The sequence below is a fragment of the Morganella sp. GD04133 genome (assembly GCF_029835375.1).
GTDB lineage: Bacteria > Pseudomonadota > Gammaproteobacteria > Enterobacterales > Enterobacteriaceae > Morganella > Morganella morganii_B.
This window is the reverse complement of sequence record NZ_JAODZS010000014.1, coordinates 95,250-112,141: the sequence shown is the minus strand read 5'-3', so window position 1 is coordinate 112,141 and position 16,892 is coordinate 95,250. Positions and strand designations below refer to the sequence as shown.

16 protein-coding genes are annotated in these 16,892 nt (G+C 51.4%); 6 read left to right on the top strand and 10 right to left on the bottom strand.

Annotated elements, in window-relative coordinates:
* Positions 1-23: 23 nt before the first annotated feature.
* The 6 genes from N7387_RS08885 to apbC all read right to left on the bottom strand — a co-directional run bounded on the left by N7387_RS08885 (position 24) and on the right by apbC (position 6,557).
* On the bottom strand, positions 24-302 hold the full coding sequence (locus tag N7387_RS08885; protein WP_262864310.1) for a riboflavin synthase: 279 nt from the start codon (positions 300-302) through the stop codon (positions 24-26).
* 69 nt (positions 303-371) lie between these two features.
* A complete protein-coding gene (gene dcuC / locus N7387_RS08880; RefSeq protein WP_274369337.1) occupies positions 372-1,760 on the bottom strand; it encodes an anaerobic C4-dicarboxylate transporter DcuC in 1,389 nt (462 codons plus the stop codon).
* 197 nt (positions 1,761-1,957) lie between these two features.
* The gene (gene asmA / locus N7387_RS08875; protein ID WP_279798252.1) at positions 1,958-3,820 is read right to left on the bottom strand and encodes an outer membrane assembly protein AsmA; all 1,863 of its coding nucleotides are present in this window, start codon (positions 3,818-3,820) and stop codon (positions 1,958-1,960) included.
* A 59-nt stretch (positions 3,821-3,879) separates the two neighbouring features.
* Entirely contained in the window at positions 3,880-4,461 is a 582-nt protein-coding gene (dcd, locus tag N7387_RS08870; RefSeq protein ID WP_279798250.1) for a dCTP deaminase, read from the bottom strand.
* A 68-nt stretch (positions 4,462-4,529) separates the two neighbouring features.
* On the bottom strand, positions 4,530-5,174 hold the full coding sequence (udk, locus tag N7387_RS08865; RefSeq protein ID WP_025153374.1) for a uridine kinase: 645 nt from the start codon (positions 5,172-5,174) through the stop codon (positions 4,530-4,532).
* Between the two features lie 270 nt (positions 5,175-5,444).
* Complete coding sequence (gene apbC / locus N7387_RS08860) at positions 5,445-6,557, bottom strand: iron-sulfur cluster carrier protein ApbC (RefSeq protein WP_262861024.1); 1,113 nt, start codon at positions 6,555-6,557, stop codon at positions 5,445-5,447.
* A 256-nt stretch (positions 6,558-6,813) separates the two neighbouring features.
* Here apbC and metG point away from each other — a divergent pair, with 256 nt between their 5' ends.
* The 6 genes from metG (at position 6,814) to sanA (ending at position 13,941) form a co-directional block, all read left to right on the top strand.
* Positions 6,814-8,847, top strand: coding sequence for a methionine--tRNA ligase (gene metG / locus N7387_RS08855; protein ID WP_279798247.1), 2,034 nt, complete (start codon positions 6,814-6,816; stop codon positions 8,845-8,847).
* Between the two features lie 124 nt (positions 8,848-8,971).
* A complete protein-coding gene (locus N7387_RS08850; RefSeq protein WP_025153380.1) occupies positions 8,972-9,424 on the top strand; it encodes a CidA/LrgA family protein in 453 nt (150 codons plus the stop codon).
* Complete coding sequence (locus tag N7387_RS08845; protein WP_025153381.1) at positions 9,418-10,113, top strand: CidB/LrgB family autolysis modulator; 696 nt, start codon at positions 9,418-9,420, stop codon at positions 10,111-10,113. The genes N7387_RS08850 and N7387_RS08845 overlap by 7 nt, the downstream gene beginning before the upstream one ends.
* A 131-nt stretch (positions 10,114-10,244) precedes the next feature.
* Positions 10,245-11,129 carry a cytidine deaminase gene (gene cdd / locus N7387_RS08840; RefSeq protein ID WP_262882373.1) on the top strand — a complete coding sequence of 295 codons (885 nt, stop codon included), beginning with the start codon at positions 10,245-10,247 and terminating at the stop codon, positions 11,127-11,129.
* Positions 11,130-11,325: 196 nt separating this feature from the next.
* Positions 11,326-13,023: an NAD-dependent malic enzyme gene (locus N7387_RS08835; RefSeq protein ID WP_279798241.1), complete on the top strand. Its 1,698-nt coding sequence runs from the start codon at positions 11,326-11,328 to the stop codon at positions 13,021-13,023.
* A gap of 135 nt (positions 13,024-13,158) precedes the next feature.
* Entirely contained in the window at positions 13,159-13,941 is a 783-nt protein-coding gene (gene sanA, locus N7387_RS08830) for an outer membrane permeability protein SanA (RefSeq protein ID WP_080694355.1), read from the top strand.
* A gap of 7 nt (positions 13,942-13,948) precedes the next feature.
* Here sanA and yeiB read toward each other — a convergent pair whose 3' ends face one another.
* The 4 genes from yeiB to N7387_RS08810 form a co-directional block, all read right to left on the bottom strand.
* Entirely contained in the window at positions 13,949-15,100 is a 1,152-nt protein-coding gene (gene yeiB / locus N7387_RS08825; protein ID WP_279798239.1) for a DUF418 domain-containing protein YeiB, read from the bottom strand.
* A gap of 2 nt (positions 15,101-15,102) precedes the next feature.
* Positions 15,103-15,762: a GTP cyclohydrolase I FolE gene (gene folE, locus N7387_RS08820; protein WP_004235735.1), complete on the bottom strand. Its 660-nt coding sequence runs from the start codon at positions 15,760-15,762 to the stop codon at positions 15,103-15,105.
* A 225-nt stretch (positions 15,763-15,987) separates the two neighbouring features.
* The gene (locus tag N7387_RS08815) at positions 15,988-16,176 is read right to left on the bottom strand and encodes a hypothetical protein (RefSeq protein WP_072871081.1); all 189 of its coding nucleotides are present in this window, start codon (positions 16,174-16,176) and stop codon (positions 15,988-15,990) included.
* A gap of 97 nt (positions 16,177-16,273) precedes the next feature.
* Entirely contained in the window at positions 16,274-16,564 is a 291-nt protein-coding gene (locus tag N7387_RS08810) for a hypothetical protein (protein ID WP_139294251.1), read from the bottom strand.
* Positions 16,565-16,892: the final 328 nt, after the last annotated feature.

The following is a 16,892-nucleotide window of genomic DNA, read 5'->3' as shown; positions in this document are numbered from 1 at the left end:
GAATACGGGGTTTTTTTATATCATCAGACCGCCACCCTTTCGATATTCACTTTATCACCCACTGCCAGCCGCCCGAGTGCGGTTTTCAGCAATGTATCGGTGAAAAGATAAAAACCGACATGGCTGTTATCAATCGCTGCGACAGTCAGGCAGCAGCCGTTATACGACACGGAATCACCAATCGCCAGCCCCGCTAATAATGCCTCCGGGAACTGCACAATATGAATCAGATGATCATTGTTTTCTTCAATTTTTAAAATCAGTGCCGTGCCCTGCACCACACCGGTAAAAATCTTATCCAAAGCCAACCTCACACTTTCCGTATTGATACAAAAAAGCCGCAGCGGATAACCGGTGCGGCTCATGTCATTTTACAGTGTTACCGGCACCAGGAACTCCGTGGCGACAATCACCACCAGCAGGCCGACAAGCACCGGAACCGATGTCCGTTTCACCACTTCAAACGGTGAAATTTTCGCCATACCGGCAACCGCCACCACCACACCGGAAACCGGTGACATGGTACGGCCGAGGTTGGATGCCTGTAACATCGGGATCACCAGGTACGCCGGGTTGATACCCATCTGCTGTGCCAGGCGCGGGATCAGCTCCACGAACGCATAGAATGGCGCATTACCGGAACCGGTGGTCATCGCCGCCAGCATAGTAATAATCACCAGAGCAATCATCATCACGATCGCACCTGAACCAAAAGACTGCGCCAGGCTGATCAGACCGGAGATAAAGCCGACGGTGCTCAGACCCTGAGCAAACACACCAGCCGCAACCAGCAGCATCACCACGGTGGCAAAGGCATCCGCCATACCACGGTAGCAGACATCCAGCCCGGCATAGACTTTTTTGCCGTCAAAGCCACGGAGGAATTCAATGATGGCAGACAGAATAATACAGCCGACAATAATCGTGATGATGTGTAATTCAGGCAGCACGATATGGCTCAGGAAACCGATGCTGAACGGCTTACCATCAAACAGCAGTACGCCGATGATCGGCATAAACGGCAGAATGGCATAGAATTTCGGCGCATTAGTGGTGATCTCTTTGACGTCCAGGATCTCCGATTTGATATCTTCTTTGCGATCGAGGAAACGCTGCCAGAAATAATGGGCAATCGCCATAGATACAATCGCCACGATAGAAATCGGCAGAGTCAGGCTGAACGCAAACTCTTTCAGCGGGATCTGAGAGGCTTCAGCCGCAATCACCACGTCACCGGAGGTCGGTGCCAGGATAATCGCTGCCGGAGAGGCACAGATAGCCGCCGCCGCACCACGGCTGATCCCTACGTTCACCATGACCGGGAACAGGGTTGCCATCAGTAACACACCAAGACCGGTGGCGGAGGAAACCGCCAGAGACATCAGACAGGCAATAAAGTAGGCCACAATCATCAGCAGGTACGGGGAGTTCACGACCTGTAACGGTTTGGAGACCATTTTGATGACCACGTCGTTGGCACCGATGTGAGTCATATAAGCCGCAAAGCCGCACAGTACCATGATCATCATACCGAGGTCGCCGCCGCGGTTCATCAGCAGGTACTTCACATACTCAATAATGTTTGTCGGTCCCCAGCCGGTGGAGGTGGCAGCGGACGGCAGGATGTTTTTCCCCATGATGACACTGATGATCAGAAGCAGTAAGCCCCCGACCATCAGCACCCCTGTGGCTGAATACCCTTTAATAATATAGCGCCCGACGCCGACAGCGACGACAGCACCAATAAGAAGATCTAACATTTCTGCTCCTGTCTGGTATTTTTATTTATAAAAATGATTAATGCACTCTGCCGAAAACCGGGAACAGATTAAATGATATACGTCAATGAACCAGGGTTATTACCCGTATCATTTAAGTATTCCGGCCTCCGGCATTAAAAAAGCAGTGACAATATAAATTATCGTCACTGCTCTGTTTGTATAAATCGTCCGCGAATTTATAACCGGTTAAGCAAGGATTCCACAGCGTTGAGGTCACCCCCGGTTTTTTCGTTCAGCAACTCTCCGGCTGCCTGTTTTACCCGCTGCTGTATCTGATTACGCAACAGGGTTTCCACTTCGAACTTATACTGAATATTATCCCAGTTGCCGAACAGCACCACCGGAATACGGATGGATTGCAACCAGGTCACCAGATCGTTGGTTTTCCCCCAGCCTTTTAAGATCTGAACCCCCAGGTTCACATCCAGATTCTGTTTTACCAGATTGGTCCGCCCGCTGCCGGTAATATTAAAGGCGTCGGATACCGCCAGAATTTTACTGATTTTCACTTCACTGTTATTCAGGGTACCGATAACTTCCAGTTTCTTCGCCTCGGTCATGGCATCCATCGATTGCGGCTGCGCCACTTTATCTGTCACCTGGGAAAGCGACTGCTGAATAAGATACGGAATATTCAGGCCGAGCAGCTTAACATCGGTGATAGTCAACGCCACATCACCACGCCAGTTATTTAATATCGCGTCCTGGTCATAACCGGTGCCGCGCAGATCGCCGTCAAAACTCAGGCGTCCGGTGAATTTTTCCGGCATTTTAAACGCCGCCAGCAAGGGTTTGACATCAATATTCTGCAACAGCGGTTTGATGCGCAACTGTGCCGGCACTTTTTCGGAATAAATCGTCATCGGCAGAGAGAAACGACCGCCGAACACGTTGCCGGTCATTTTTGATATTTCGGTGATTCTGCCCCGGTTTTCGGCTTTCACCGTCAGCTGACCGATTTCCATTCCCTGATAAATCAGGGAATCCACATTCAGTGCCAGGGTGGCATTAAAGTGGTTCATAAAGGTCAGATCATATTTATCCGCATTACTGCCGGTGGTGACCACAGCCGGTTTGGTGGCAACCGGGGGGGTCTCCCCGTTTTCTGAATGCACCGCGCGCTCATAACCGAGCAGGTTATCCAGATTCAGTTTTGAGGAGGCCAGCTGAATATCATAACGCGGGGTTTCACCGAGTGCTGCTTCCACTGTACCGCTGAGCTGACTTTCATTCGCGCTCAGTTTCAGGTTTTCCAGGATCAGGGACTGCGGTGCCTGACCGACCGCTTCATGCCAGGTATAGGTGGTTGTGCCGTTACCGTTGATACCGTTGGCATACAGACCGGCACCGGACAGGCGGTAATTCAGGCGGTTAATGTTACCGCTGATCTGCACCGGGTACTGGGAGAGATCAATATCCGAGCTCAGACTGAAAGAGAGTTCCTGCTGATTACGCAGAATATTACTGTTCAGCGCTATCACATAGCGTTCAGGGGTATTGCGCTCAAGGGAGAAGTTAATGTCGCGCATATTAATCTGCGAACCGTCTTCTGTCTGCCAGACCAGCAGACTATTGGCAATGCGGATGCGATCGACATCAAACGACCATTTGTTTTCCTGTTCGACCGGTACCGGCCGGGCTTTCTGGTTACCCGGTGCAACAGGGGCACTTTTCTTCTCTTTTGATTCGGTTTCAGGCAGGATTTTCAGCAGTGCGCCGTCAAGCATCACTTCACGGACCGATAACTGATGGGATAACAGCGGCCAAAGCTCGACATCAAGGCGCATATTCTCAGCGGTCACCACCGGTTCGGCGGCATCGGGGGCTGTCAGGGACATCTTACCGGTGATGATGCTCAGTTTCGGCCAGACATGCCAGCGCATATCATCTTTCATCACCAGTTCGTAACCGGTGTCTTCCTTCACCTTGTTAACGATATAATCGCGGAAATCATTCGGGTTCACCAGCAGGATTAAGGCCGCGAGGCCCGCCGCTATCACGACAAGCAGAATAATCAGCGTGGTGAAAAATCGTTTCATAATCCCTGTTCCTTACCCATTCTCTGTTGAACCCGCTGACGGACAGTGCTGTCCGCCGTTTAATCTTCGCTGATACGGCTGCCCACCGCTCCCTGCTGATTTTTGTATTTTGCATCACTGCGGCGGTTATACGGCCGGTCAGCAGAGCCGGATAACGGCTCAAAACTCAGGGCACCGATCACCATTCCCGGCCGCAGTGCCAAGGGTAACTTACCTGAGTTATAAAATTCCAGTACGATTTGCCCGTGCCAGCCGGGATCGATCCGGTGCGCAGTCACATGAACCATCAGCCCGAGGCGTGCCAGTGATGAACGCCCGTCCAGCCAGCCCACCAGGTTATCCGGCAGTGTGACCGATTCCAGGGTCACCGCCAGCGCCAGTTCTCCCGGATGCAGATAGAACACGTCATCTTCGCTCAGGGTGATTTCATCACTCATGACATTTTCCAGCGCCGCATTGACTTCTTCTTTCGGGCCGCTGAGATCAATATACGCTGCCGTATGGCCCCGGAAAACCCGGAACTGATGCCCGAGGCGGACATCCGCCGTCGCCCCGTTAATCCGCTCAATCGGCGGACGCGGGGAAATGGTCAGTCTGCCGTCATCAAGCCACTGAATAATGTCACGGTCACAAAGTCGCATGGTATCATCCTTATAAAACTCAGCGTTTATCACCGGCGGATAAACGCAGGTTAATTATTGTCGGCGGTTTACTCGCAGAACTGACTGATTTTGGCTTTCAGAATATCAATCGCCACACGGTTCTTACCGCCCCGCGGCACTATGATATCAGCATATTGTTTTGTTGGTTCAATAAATTGCAGGTACATCGGACGAACGGTTTTATTGTACTGTGCAATCACCGAATCCAGTGTGCGTCCGCGCTCATTCACATCACGGCGGATACGGCGCATCAGGCAGATATCCAGCGGGGTATCGACGAAAATAGAGAAGTCCATCTGCTCGCGCAGACGCTTGTCGGTCAGCAGCAGAATTCCTTCAAGAATAATCACCCGTTTCGGGCTGAACAGAACAGATTCCGGCTTGCGGGTATGTTCTGCATAATCATACTGCGGTAACTGAATAGACTTACCTGATTTCAGTGCTTTCAGATGCTGTAACAGCAGTTCGTGATCCATCGAGCCGGGATGGTCATAGTTGACCTTGATGCGCTCTTCCATCGGCACATCGCTCTGATCTTTGTAGTAGCAGTCTTCCGGAATCACACCGATATTGTGATCACCCACCTGAGCACGTAATTCGTGATAAAGCGTATTGGCAATCAGACTTTTTCCTGACGCGGATGCGCCGGTGATGCCGATGATAGTGCACTGCTGCTGTGCTGTGTCAGCCATAATTGAAATAACCTGGTTTGAAAATAGGAGAGAAAAAAACCGAAACGGTCTGCTGCGGCCTCTTTTAGTGCTTATCCGGCCGTGAGTAACAAAACGTGTCCGCCCGGCGCTGAATTATAGGGAGTAACGGCGTGAGATTCCAGCAGAATCGGGCATTCCGCCTCATTATTTCAGGGTAACCGCGCTTACGGCATCCTGAAAAAAGACCCGTACATCACTGCACAGGTCTTTTTGACTTTCCGGATACGCCGGAGCAGAAATAAATCCCGCTTATACCGCGCGGAAAGCGATCTCTGTCGGGATCTTATCCCCTTCCCAGAACATTTCGGCTGTCACATTCACCGCGATCTCACGGTAGATATCCGCAAATTCGCCATCCGGGTCACGCATCACGGTCGGCTGACCGCGATCGAGATCTTCACGCAGCGAAATATGCAGCGGCACCTGTCCCAGCAGTTTGGTGTGATAGCGCTCCGCCAGTTTTTCCGCCCCGCCGGTGCCGAAAATCGGCTCGACATGACCGCAGTTACTGCAGATGTGCGCACTCATGTTCTCCACAATCCCCAGAACCGGCACGTTCACTTTCTTGAACATGACGATACCTTTCATGGCATCCACCAGCGCAATATCCTGCGGTGTGGTTACCACCACCGCACCGGTGACAGGGATGTTCTGTGAGAGAGTCAGCTGAATATCACCGGTACCCGGCGGCATATCGATCACCAGATAGTCCAGATCCGGCCACAGGGTATCCTGTAACATCTGCATCAGGGCTTTGCTGGCCATCGGGCCGCGCCAGACCATGGCGTTATCATCGGTAACCAGATAACCGATAGAGTTGGAGGCCAGACCGTAAGCCATAATCGGGGCCATATGCTGCCCGTCCGGTGAGGTCGGACGCTCTTTGGTGGTGCCCAGCATGTTCGGGATGGACGGGCCGTAAATATCCGCATCGAGGATACCGACTTTCGCCCCTTCCGCCGCCAGTGCCAGCGCGAGGTTAACCGCCGTGCTGGATTTACCCACACCGCCTTTGCCGGAGCTGACCGCCAGAATATTGCGGACACCGTTAATACCCGGCAGATCATTGGCCCGGCGCAGTGTGGCGATATCATGGCGCAGTTTCCAGTCCACCGCCGCCGCACCGGTTACTTTGCGTAATTCTTTGGTTTTTGCTTCAATCAGTGCTTCAAACGGGCGCTTCCAGACAAACGGCATCACCAGCTCAACATGCAGCACATCATCCAGCATTGCGCAGTGATTCAGCGCTTTGATGGCAATCAGGTTGCGTTTGAGTGTCGGATGCTCAAATGTCGCCAGTACCTGCGCGACCTGGTCGTTCAGCAATTCAGGGTTCATCTCCCCGGGGGATTTCACATTCATCCCGGCTCCTTAAATTTATCGTTTTTATTGCCTGTAACTATCGGCTTCAATGATAGCAGAAGCCGACTGATTAATTTAGTCATTCCGCGCAAACCCGCACAAAACAAATCCCCTGCAATCAGCAGGGTTATCGCCGGATATTCACGGCAGAAAAAAGTCCGGAAAACCACACACAAAGCCGGATTACTGCTGGCAGGGGGGGACGGGATCGGTTAACATCAAAGACCCTTTATTATTTGAGGAAGTGAAATACTCTATGTCTCAGATCGCTAATAAAATTTTGGTAACCTGTGCGTTACCATATGCAAACGGTTCAATCCATCTCGGTCATATGCTGGAACATATCCAGGCTGATATTTGGGTCCGTTTTCAGCGAATGCGCGGCAAAGAGGTTCACTTCATCTGCGCCGACGATGCTCACGGCACCCCGATTATGCTCAAGGCACAGCAGCAGGGGATCTCCCCTGAAGAGATGATCGCCAACATGAGCGTTGAGCATCAGAAAGATTTTGCCGATTTCGCCATCAGCTTTGATAACTACCACTCCACGCACAGCGAGGAGAACCGGGTGTTATCCGAAAACATCTATCTGGCGCTGAAAAAGAACGGCCATATTGAAACCCGGACCATTTCCCAGTTGTACGATCCGGAAAAAGGCATGTTCCTGCCGGACCGCTTTGTGAAAGGCACCTGCCCGAAATGTAAAGCAGAAGACCAGTACGGCGACAACTGCGAAGTATGCAGCGCGACCTACAGCCCGACCGAGCTGATTAACCCGCGCTCCGTGGTCTCCGGTGCCACACCGGTGCTACGCGAAAGTGAACACTATTTCTTTGATCTGCCTGCTTTTGCGGACATGTTACAGGCATGGACCCGCAGCGGTGCGCTCCAGGAGCAGGTTGCCAACAAAATGCAGGAGTGGTTTGATTCCGGCCTGCAGCAGTGGGATATCAGCCGTGATGCGCCGTATTTCGGGTTTGAAATCCCGGGCGCACCGGGTAAATACTTCTATGTCTGGCTGGATGCGCCTATCGGCTACATGGGCTCATTTAAAAACCTGTGTGATAAACGCGGTAATCTCGATTTTAACGAGTTCTGGAAGAAAGATTCTGACGCGGATCTGTACCACTTTATCGGTAAAGATATTGTGTACTTCCACAGCCTGTTCTGGCCTGCCATGCTGGAAGGCAGCGGTTACCGCAAGCCGACCAATCTGTTTGTCCACGGCTATGTGACCGTTAACGGCGCGAAGATGTCCAAATCACGCGGCACCTTTATCCAGGCCCGCACCTATCTGAATCACCTGAATGCGGACAGCCTGCGTTATTACTACGCGGCGAAACTCTCTTCACGTATTGATGATATCGACCTCAACCTGGAAGACTTCGTTCAGCGTGTTAACAGTGACATCGTTAACAAAGTGGTCAACCTGGCCTCCCGTACCGCCGGGTTTATCAAAAAACGCTTTAACGGCCGCCTGAGCGCAACCCTAGCTGAACCTGAGTTATATCAGCAGTTTGTTGATGCTGAAAAGACCATCAGCGAAGAGTATACCGGCCGTGAATTCGGCAAAGCTATCCGCGAAATCATGGCGCTGGCCGATGTTGCCAACCGTTATATTGATGAGAAAGCACCGTGGGTGGTGGCGAAACAGGAAGGTAAAGATGATGAGCTGCACGCCATCTGCACTGTGGGTATCAACCTGTTCCGCGCGCTGATGACCTACCTGAAACCGGTGATGCCGGAACTGGCGGCCCGCAGTGAAGCGTTCCTGAACCAGGAACTGACACTGGACGGTATTGCCAAACCGCTGCTGGATCATCAGATCGCAGATTTCAAAGCGCTGTTCAGCCGTATTGAAATGGCGAAAGTGGAAGAGATGATTGAAGCTTCCAAAGAGGATATCAAAGCGATGTCCGCCAAACCGGTCAGCGGCCCGCTGGCAGATGACCCGATTGCGGATACCATCAGCTTTGATGATTTTGCCAAAGTGGATATGCGTATCGCACAGATAGTGTCTGCAGATTTCGTTGACGGCTCTGACAAACTGCTGAAACTGGTATTGGATCTCGGCGGCGAAACCCGTCAGGTCTTCTCCGGTATCCGTCAGGCGTATCCGGACCCGAAAGCGCTGGAAGGCCGTCTGACAGTGATGGTTGCCAACCTGGCACCGCGCAAAATGCGGTTCGGGATCTCTGAAGGTATGGTCATGGCCGCAGGTCCCGGCGGAAAAGATATTTTCCTGCTCAGCCCGGATTCCGGTGCACAGCCTGGCCAGCAGGTGAAGTAAGTTCTTCTCTGTACAATAAACTGAAAAAAACCTGCGCTCCGGTGCAGGTTTTTTTATGTGATCTATGGCACAAATAAAAAGTTAATTGTATGATGAATGAGTTCATCCAAGAAGGAACATTATCATGAAACCAAAACAGATAGCGGAAACCGGCTGGCGCTATCTACGGGCATTTCTGATCCTGTATCTGTGCCTGTTTGCCGGCAATATTATCGCGGTGTTACTGCCATTTTCCGTCCCGGGCAGCATTGTTGGCATGCTGCTGCTTTTTGTGCTGCTCGCACTGCAGATTATTCCGGCGCACTGGGTCCAGCCCGGCTGCACCTTATTAATGAAAAACATGACCATGTTATTTCTGCCGATCGGTATCGGTGTGATGAACTATTACGATACCCTCAGCGCCCAGCTGCTGCCAATCCTGGTCGCCTGTGTCGTCAGTACCTTTATCGCCATGTGTACCGTGGCCCTGAGTTCTGAATTTATTCACCGCCGCCATGTTCCGGTTCCAGAACAACAGGAAGCCGATGCCGTTGCCGCCGCAGAACACACTGAACAACAAGAGAAACGCAAATGTTAACGCATATCTGGTGGTCGCTCCCGCTTACCATCGGCGTCTATTTTCTCGCCAGAGCTATCTATATCAAATTTAAGCTGCCGGTATTAAACCCGCTGCTGATATCCATCGTGATTATCATTCCGTTGCTGGTATTCACCGGAACCTCATACAACCACTATTTTGAGGGCAGCCGCATCCTCAACGATCTGCTGCAACCTGCCGTGGTGGCGCTGGCATTCCCGCTGTATGAACAGCTGCATCAGATCCGCGCACAGTGGAAATCCATTATCACCATCTGCTTTGCCGGGAGTGTGATTGCGATGGTTACCGGCACTGCTGTTGCCTTTATGATGGGCGCAACACCTGAAATCGCGGCCTCTATCCTGCCTAAATCGGTGACCACTCCGATTGCTATCGCGGTGTCCAACTCCATCGGCGGTGTGGCGGCAATCAGCGCTGTGTGTGTGATTTTCGTCGGGATCCTCGGCGCGATTTTCGGTCATACCCTGTTCAGACGCCTGCGGGTCACCACCAAAGCCTCACGCGGCCTGGCAATGGGTACAGCCTCACACGCCCTCGGCACCGCCCGCTGCGCGGAAGAGGATTATGTGGAAGGGGCTTACAGCTCACTGGCATTAATGACCTGCGGGATTATTACGTCTCTGATGGCACCGTTTATCTTCCCGGTGCTGCTGACGCTATTCGGTTGACTTAAAAATTTGAGTCTCATCTCGCAAATACAACATTTGTTTCATTCGTTTCATAATGAACGTGATAAAAATCACGTTCATTATGTCTGACTACCCGCTAGAATGATCTCATTGATAATGGAGGTCATTTTATGCAAAACCGCTTTCATGCAGCCCTGAACACACTTCCTTCCCCGTTACAGACTCTGCTGACGGACATTGTTTGTGCTGATACATTCCCCGGATACTTATCCGCCAAACAGGTCAGCGTACTCTGCAACGCCGCAGGTACTGATGAGGATGCACTCGCGCTGACCATGCTGCCGCTGGCCGCAGCCTGTGCCGTGACCCCGGTGTCCCGGTTTAATGTCGGCGCGATTGCACACGGACTGAGTGGTAACCTCTATTTCGGCGCCAATATGGAATTCTGCCATGTGCCGTTACAACAAACAGTGCATGCGGAGCAAAGCGCAATTACTCACGCCTGGCTGCGCGGCGAGAACGGTTTACGCAAAGTCACCGTCAATTACACACCGTGCGGCCACTGCCGTCAGTTTATGAATGAACTGAACAGCGGCACAGACCTGCTGATTCAGTTACCGGAACTGGCTGCAATGCCGCTGAAAACGCTGCTGCCGCATGCTTTCGGGCCGGTGGATCTGGGGATTAAAACCCGGTTATTTGACCAGGTGCATCACGGTTATCATTTCCTCGCCACCAATGCGGTGGTCGGAAAAGCACTGGAAGCTGCCAACCGCAGCCATGCGCCGTATTCCCGTTCCCACAGCGGTGTCGCTCTTCAGGACAGCCGCGGACGCATCTACAGCGGTGCTTATATTGAAAATGCCGCCTTTAACCCGGGACTGCCGCCGTTACAGGCCGCACTGATCTTTATGAATATGGCGGGTGGTGACCTGCACGATATCCACCGCGCCGTGCTGGTGGAAGGCAGTAATGCCATGCTGTCACAGTGGGAAAGTACCTCTGCCACACTGAGCGCCCTGGGGTGTCAGGATATCGCGCTGTTCAGCTATTAATTCTGCTTTGCTGAGGCTGATACCCATCGGTTCCGGGTATCAGCCTTTACGTGATTACTCAATATAAATCTATCCCGCCTCTCACTTTCACACATCGGTATCACTAATTTCGTAACAATTACTGTACATATTTTTCAGATAACTTAGGATCGGTGCGTCCTGTCTTAAAATGTCAATTGGCAAAGAGTAGTCATACATGGAACTGGAATACGAAAGCAAACGTGCATTATATATCCCGTATGCGGGCCCTATCCTGTTAGAGTTCCCGCTGCTGAACAAGGGAAGCGCCTTCTCTGAAGAAGAGCGCAGTCATTTCAACCTCCACGGCCTGCTGCCTGAAGCAGTGGAGACTATCGAAGAGCAGACTGAACGCGCCTATCGTCAGTATTCTGATTTTAAAAACGATACGGATAAACATATTTATCTGCGTAACATTCAGGATACGAATGAAACGCTGTTCTACCGCCTGCTCAATGCTCACCTCAAAGAAATGATGCCTATCATTTACACCCCGACTGTCGGGGCGGCCTGTGAGCATTTCTCCGACAGTTACCGCCGCGCACGCGGGCTGTTTATCTCTTATCCGAACCGCGCTTACATTGATGACATGCTGCAGAATGCCACCAAGCAGAATGTAAAAGTCATCGTGGTAACCGATGGTGAACGCATCCTCGGTCTGGGTGACCAGGGGATCGGCGGGATGGGGATCCCGATTGGTAAACTTTCGCTGTATACCGCCTGCGGCGGTATCAGCCCGGCGTATACCCTGCCTATCGTGCTGGATGTCGGCACCAATAACCAGCAGCGTCTGAATGACCCGCTCTATATGGGCTGGCGTCACCCGCGCATTACCGGTGAAGAGTATGATGAATTTGTTGATGAATTTATCAATGCCGTTAAACGCCGCTGGCCGGATGTGCTGTTACAGTTTGAAGATTTCGCCCAGAAAAATGCCATGCCGCTGCTGGAACGCTATCGTGATCAGCTCTGCTGCTTCAATGATGATATCCAGGGTACCGCGTCAGTGACCCTCGGCAGCCTGATTGCCGCCAGCCGCGCTGCAGGCGGACAGCTGAAAGATCAGACTGTTACCTTCCTGGGTGCCGGTTCAGCCGGATGCGGTATCGCCGAACAAATTATCGCGCAGATGAAATCCGAAGGTCTGAGTGAAGAGCAGGCGCGTGCCCGTATCTTTATGGTGGACAGATTCGGTCTGCTGACCGATAAACTGCCGAATCTGCTGAACTTCCAGAGCAAACTGATCACCAAAAGTGACATCATTGCAGACTGGGATGTACAGAATGATGCCATTTCGCTGGAAGATGTGGTCCGCAACGCCAAACCAACCGTACTTATCGGGGTTTCCGGTCAGCCGGGGCTGTTTACGGAAGAGATTATCCGTGAAATGCACAAAAACTGTGCGCGCCCTGTGGTCATGCCGCTGTCCAACCCGACCTCCCGTGTGGAAGCCCGTCCGGAAGATATTATCGCCTGGACAGACGGCCATGCGCTGGTGGCGACCGGCAGTCCGTTCAATCCGGTGATTTATAAGGATAAAACTTATCCGATCTCCCAGTGCAACAACTCCTTTATTTTCCCGGGAATTGGTCTGGGTGTGCTGGCCGCCGGTGCCAGACGTGTGACTGACGGTATGATGATGGCAGCAAGCCGCGCGCTGGCGGAATGTTCACCGATGGTGATCAACGGCGAAGGTTCTCTGCTGCCGGATATCGAGGACATCAAAAAAGTCTCCCGTATCATCGCCAAACAGGTTGCCAAAGAAGCCCAGATCCAGGGAGTCGCTACCGTGACCTCTGACAGCGCACTCGATGAAGCCATCGAACGCAACTTCTGGCATCCGGAATATCGTGTTTACCGCCGGACATCTTTCTGACGAATAACCGTTGTTCTGCCGCTGAAAACCCGCCACCGTGCGGGTTTTATTCTTTTTTTCACCCTTGCCAGCCTTTCCGCGCTCAAGTAATCTTAGCCTTATGGTAATGATATAGTGATAAAGGCCTCAGTAATAATGGGAAAAGCGCGGATATGGAAACGGATCATTCTGTGGATGCTGGCAGGTATTATTCTGGCAGCAGCAGCGGCTATTGCGGCAGATCGCTGGATTAGCTGGAAAACCGCGCCTTATATCTATGAAAATATCAATGACCTGCCACCGAGTGAAGTCGGTATGGTACTCGGTACCGCTAAGTACTATAAAAACGGGACAATTAACCAATATTACCGGTATCGTATTCAGGGTGCCGTGAATGCATATAACAGCGGCAAGGTGAAATACCTGCTGCTGAGCGGCGACAACGCGCAGCACAGCTACAATGAGCCGAGCACGATGCGTAAGGATCTGGTGAATGCCGGGATCCCGGCCAGCAAAATAGTGCTCGATTTCGCCGGGTTCCGCACGCTGGATTCGGTGGTACGGACCCGAAAAGTCTTTGATACCAATGGCTTTACGATTATTACCCAGCGCTTCCATTGTGAACGGGCGCTGTATATCGCAATGGAAAAAGGCATTGAGGCGCGCTGTTACGCGGTTTCCTCCCCGAAGAATATGTTCACTGTCCGGGCCCGGGAAGTGATTGCCCGGCTGGGCGCACTGGCGGATTTATATATTCTCAACCGCGAACCGCGTTTCCTCGGCCCGCAGGAATCTATTCCGGCACCACAGACCTTACCGGAGAATGTGCCGTCATATCCGGCAGTGACACCGGAAGAACTGAATGCGCTTTATCCGGAGCCGCCTGAAACACCGGAAAAACCGGCCGACACCACACAACCGGTACCAGCCGCGCAATAATCCGGCTTCAGCGGGCTGCCAGCTTATTGGCGGCCTGCCGCCATAACCATTCCACCGGCCCCTGAGAAAAATAACGCAGCCACAGGGTTGAGAACAGGATGTTGATCAGCCACATCAGCGGCACAAACGCCAGCAGCGTCAGACGATCAAATCGGTTAAAATACCCCAGGTACTCAAACAGTATCACCCCGCACACCGATTGCAGCAGATAACTGCTCAGCGCTGTGCGTCCGACCCGCTGTAAACAGGCGGCAACCGGCTTCAGCTGTGGCCGTAAACCATAAAACAGCGCGATAAGCCCGGTGGTCTGCACCGGCTGCAAAATATCCGCCAGCGGATAACCGACAGTGCCCATCCAGAAGACACTCCAGCCGTTCAGGTATTCCAACCACATGACAACCGCCTGCAGCAGCAGTGACGGGAGCAGCAGCCACGCCGCCAGCCGCCGGTAATGAGACAGCGGAAATGCCCCTTTCAGCCAGCCGTTTTTCATCAGTGTTGCGCCCAGAAGCATCATTGCCAGTAACTGCCAGCCATACTGAACCACCATCATCATCAGCATACCGCTGATGGTGCTGATTCTGTCCAGCATACCGGCAATGCCACCGGTGTTGGCGATCAGCACTTCATAATCCAGCATTTCCTGCGACGGCTGCCAGTACAGCAGTTTCAGCTCACCGCCTTCCGATAACAGGAAAAACAATAAAAATAATCCGGTCAGGATCAGCACCGGTACCAGCTTCAGCCACCAGCGGGAGGAAACATTATGGATAATCCAGCAGGCGGCCACGCCGGTCAGGCTGTACATCAGCAGAATATCCCCGCTCCAGAGCAGAGCGGTATGCAGCAGCCCGATCACCCCAAGCACCAGCAACCGTGCCATATTCCAGGGCTGGCTGTAACGGCTGAGCATCATCAGCGTGGCACCAAACAGCAGTGCAAACATGCCGAGAAATTTCCCCTGAACCAGCACACTCAGTACCGCCCAGGTGGCGATATCTGTCGCGGATGCCGCCGGGGTGTACAGCGGGTTCAGATAGGCCGCAGACGGCAGCGCAAATCCGCCGATGTTCAGGATAAAAATACCGAGGATAGCCAGCCCCCGCACCATATCGAGGACATCAATACGGGCAGAGGCGGATGTGACAGATATATTCATCTTTAAATATGACGGGCCGCGCGCAGGAATTCCTGGCGGGTATTCTGGCTGGATTTAAATAACCCGCCCAGAGAGGTGGTGGTAGTGGTACTGGTCGCATCACGGATACCACGCGCTTTAACACAGTAATGCACCGCATCAATGGATACCGCCACATTGGTGGTGCCGAGCAATGTTTGCAGTGCCAGCAGAATTTGTTGTGTCAGTCGCTCCTGCACTTGCGGGCGCTGAGCAAAGAACTGCACAATCCGGTTAATCTTCGATAACCCGATAACCGTGTCTTTCGGGATATAGGCCACGGTGGCTTTACCGTCGATAGTGACAAAGTGGTGTTCACAGGTGCTGGTCAGCGTGATATCACGGACCGTCACCATCTCATCCACTTTCATTTTATTTTCAATCAGGGTGATTTTCGGGAAATTGTGATAATCCAGTCCTGAAAAAATTTCATCCACATACATCTTCGCGATACGTTTCGGGGTATCTGCCAGACTGTCGTCGCTCAGGTCGAGATTGAGCAGCTTCATAATTTCTGTCATATGCGCTTCAATCTGTACCTTACGGGTTTCCGGCGGCAGTGTCTGCTCCCGCAATGGTGTCTCCAGCCCGCGTGCGATGAGCGCGGCGTGGACAAGTTCTGCTTCCCGGCTTAATGATGACATACCTTCTCCGACTATTTTTCAGGTGACTCCCGGTGCTGTGTTGCACCCGTCGGCCGGTCAATACCCGCCGCCCTGCTATTTTAGAGCAATACGCCGTTTTGTTAATCCATTTTGTGGTTTTGGTGATGAAAAGTTTGCACCGGAAATCCCTGTTAATAATGAGGGTATCAGCCGGAACGAAGATCACTGACACCATGACCGGAAAAGAACCGGATAGCGGAAACGTTATATAATCTCGTAACGGGTGCGGGAGGCATCCCGGTGGTCAGCAAAAACAATCTCTTCGCGGCCACCGGTAATATCAGACATAATCACCGCAGTGATATCAAATGCAATACCGGCAAAAACGGTTCCGGCAGCGATAATCCCGGCGCCTGAAACAGATATTAATTGTTCCTGATTTAATTCCTTCATAATTAACCTCTCAATTATTAAAGTATAAAGTACAATATAATACATTGCCCTCATAAATATAAACCCCTCTCATATTGAAAATATAAATAACCTTATATTAATAATAATTGTAATCAGGATTAGGGCAGTACATATCATTAAAATCAATGTTTTCCGGCATCTGAGGCTCTGGTCGGTACGGACTGTTACTTCCAGATGACATAGCGTATCCTAAACCACCACCAACTGCACCAACGGCAACCCCCAACGGGCCCAATCCAAAGACAACAGCTCCTAATGTTCCTGCTATCATACCGATACCGGCATCATTAGCCTGTGTTTTATCAGGCATACGCTCCGTTCCGCCACCTGATATTTGAGCTATCTGTAAATTATTTAATTTAATCATAAATTCACCTATTATTTATTTAAAAAGAAGCGTTAATATTGTTTTGGTAAATGAAAAAATACCGATGTAAATAATAAATGCAAGAAATACATCACACATTGAATTATCAGGATAAACTATCCGCAGAGATGAATGAGATATCATTATCGGCGTCAGCATTAAACTACTCATCATCGCGATAAATTTAATCTCAAAAACCTTATGGAATTCTCTTTTAACATAATCAATTAATTCTTTCATTATATACTCGTTAGTATGGAAAGGAATATATTCTTACCATAGCAACGCATTTAAAAAAACATTATTTACGTGAAGCGTAAATACTAAA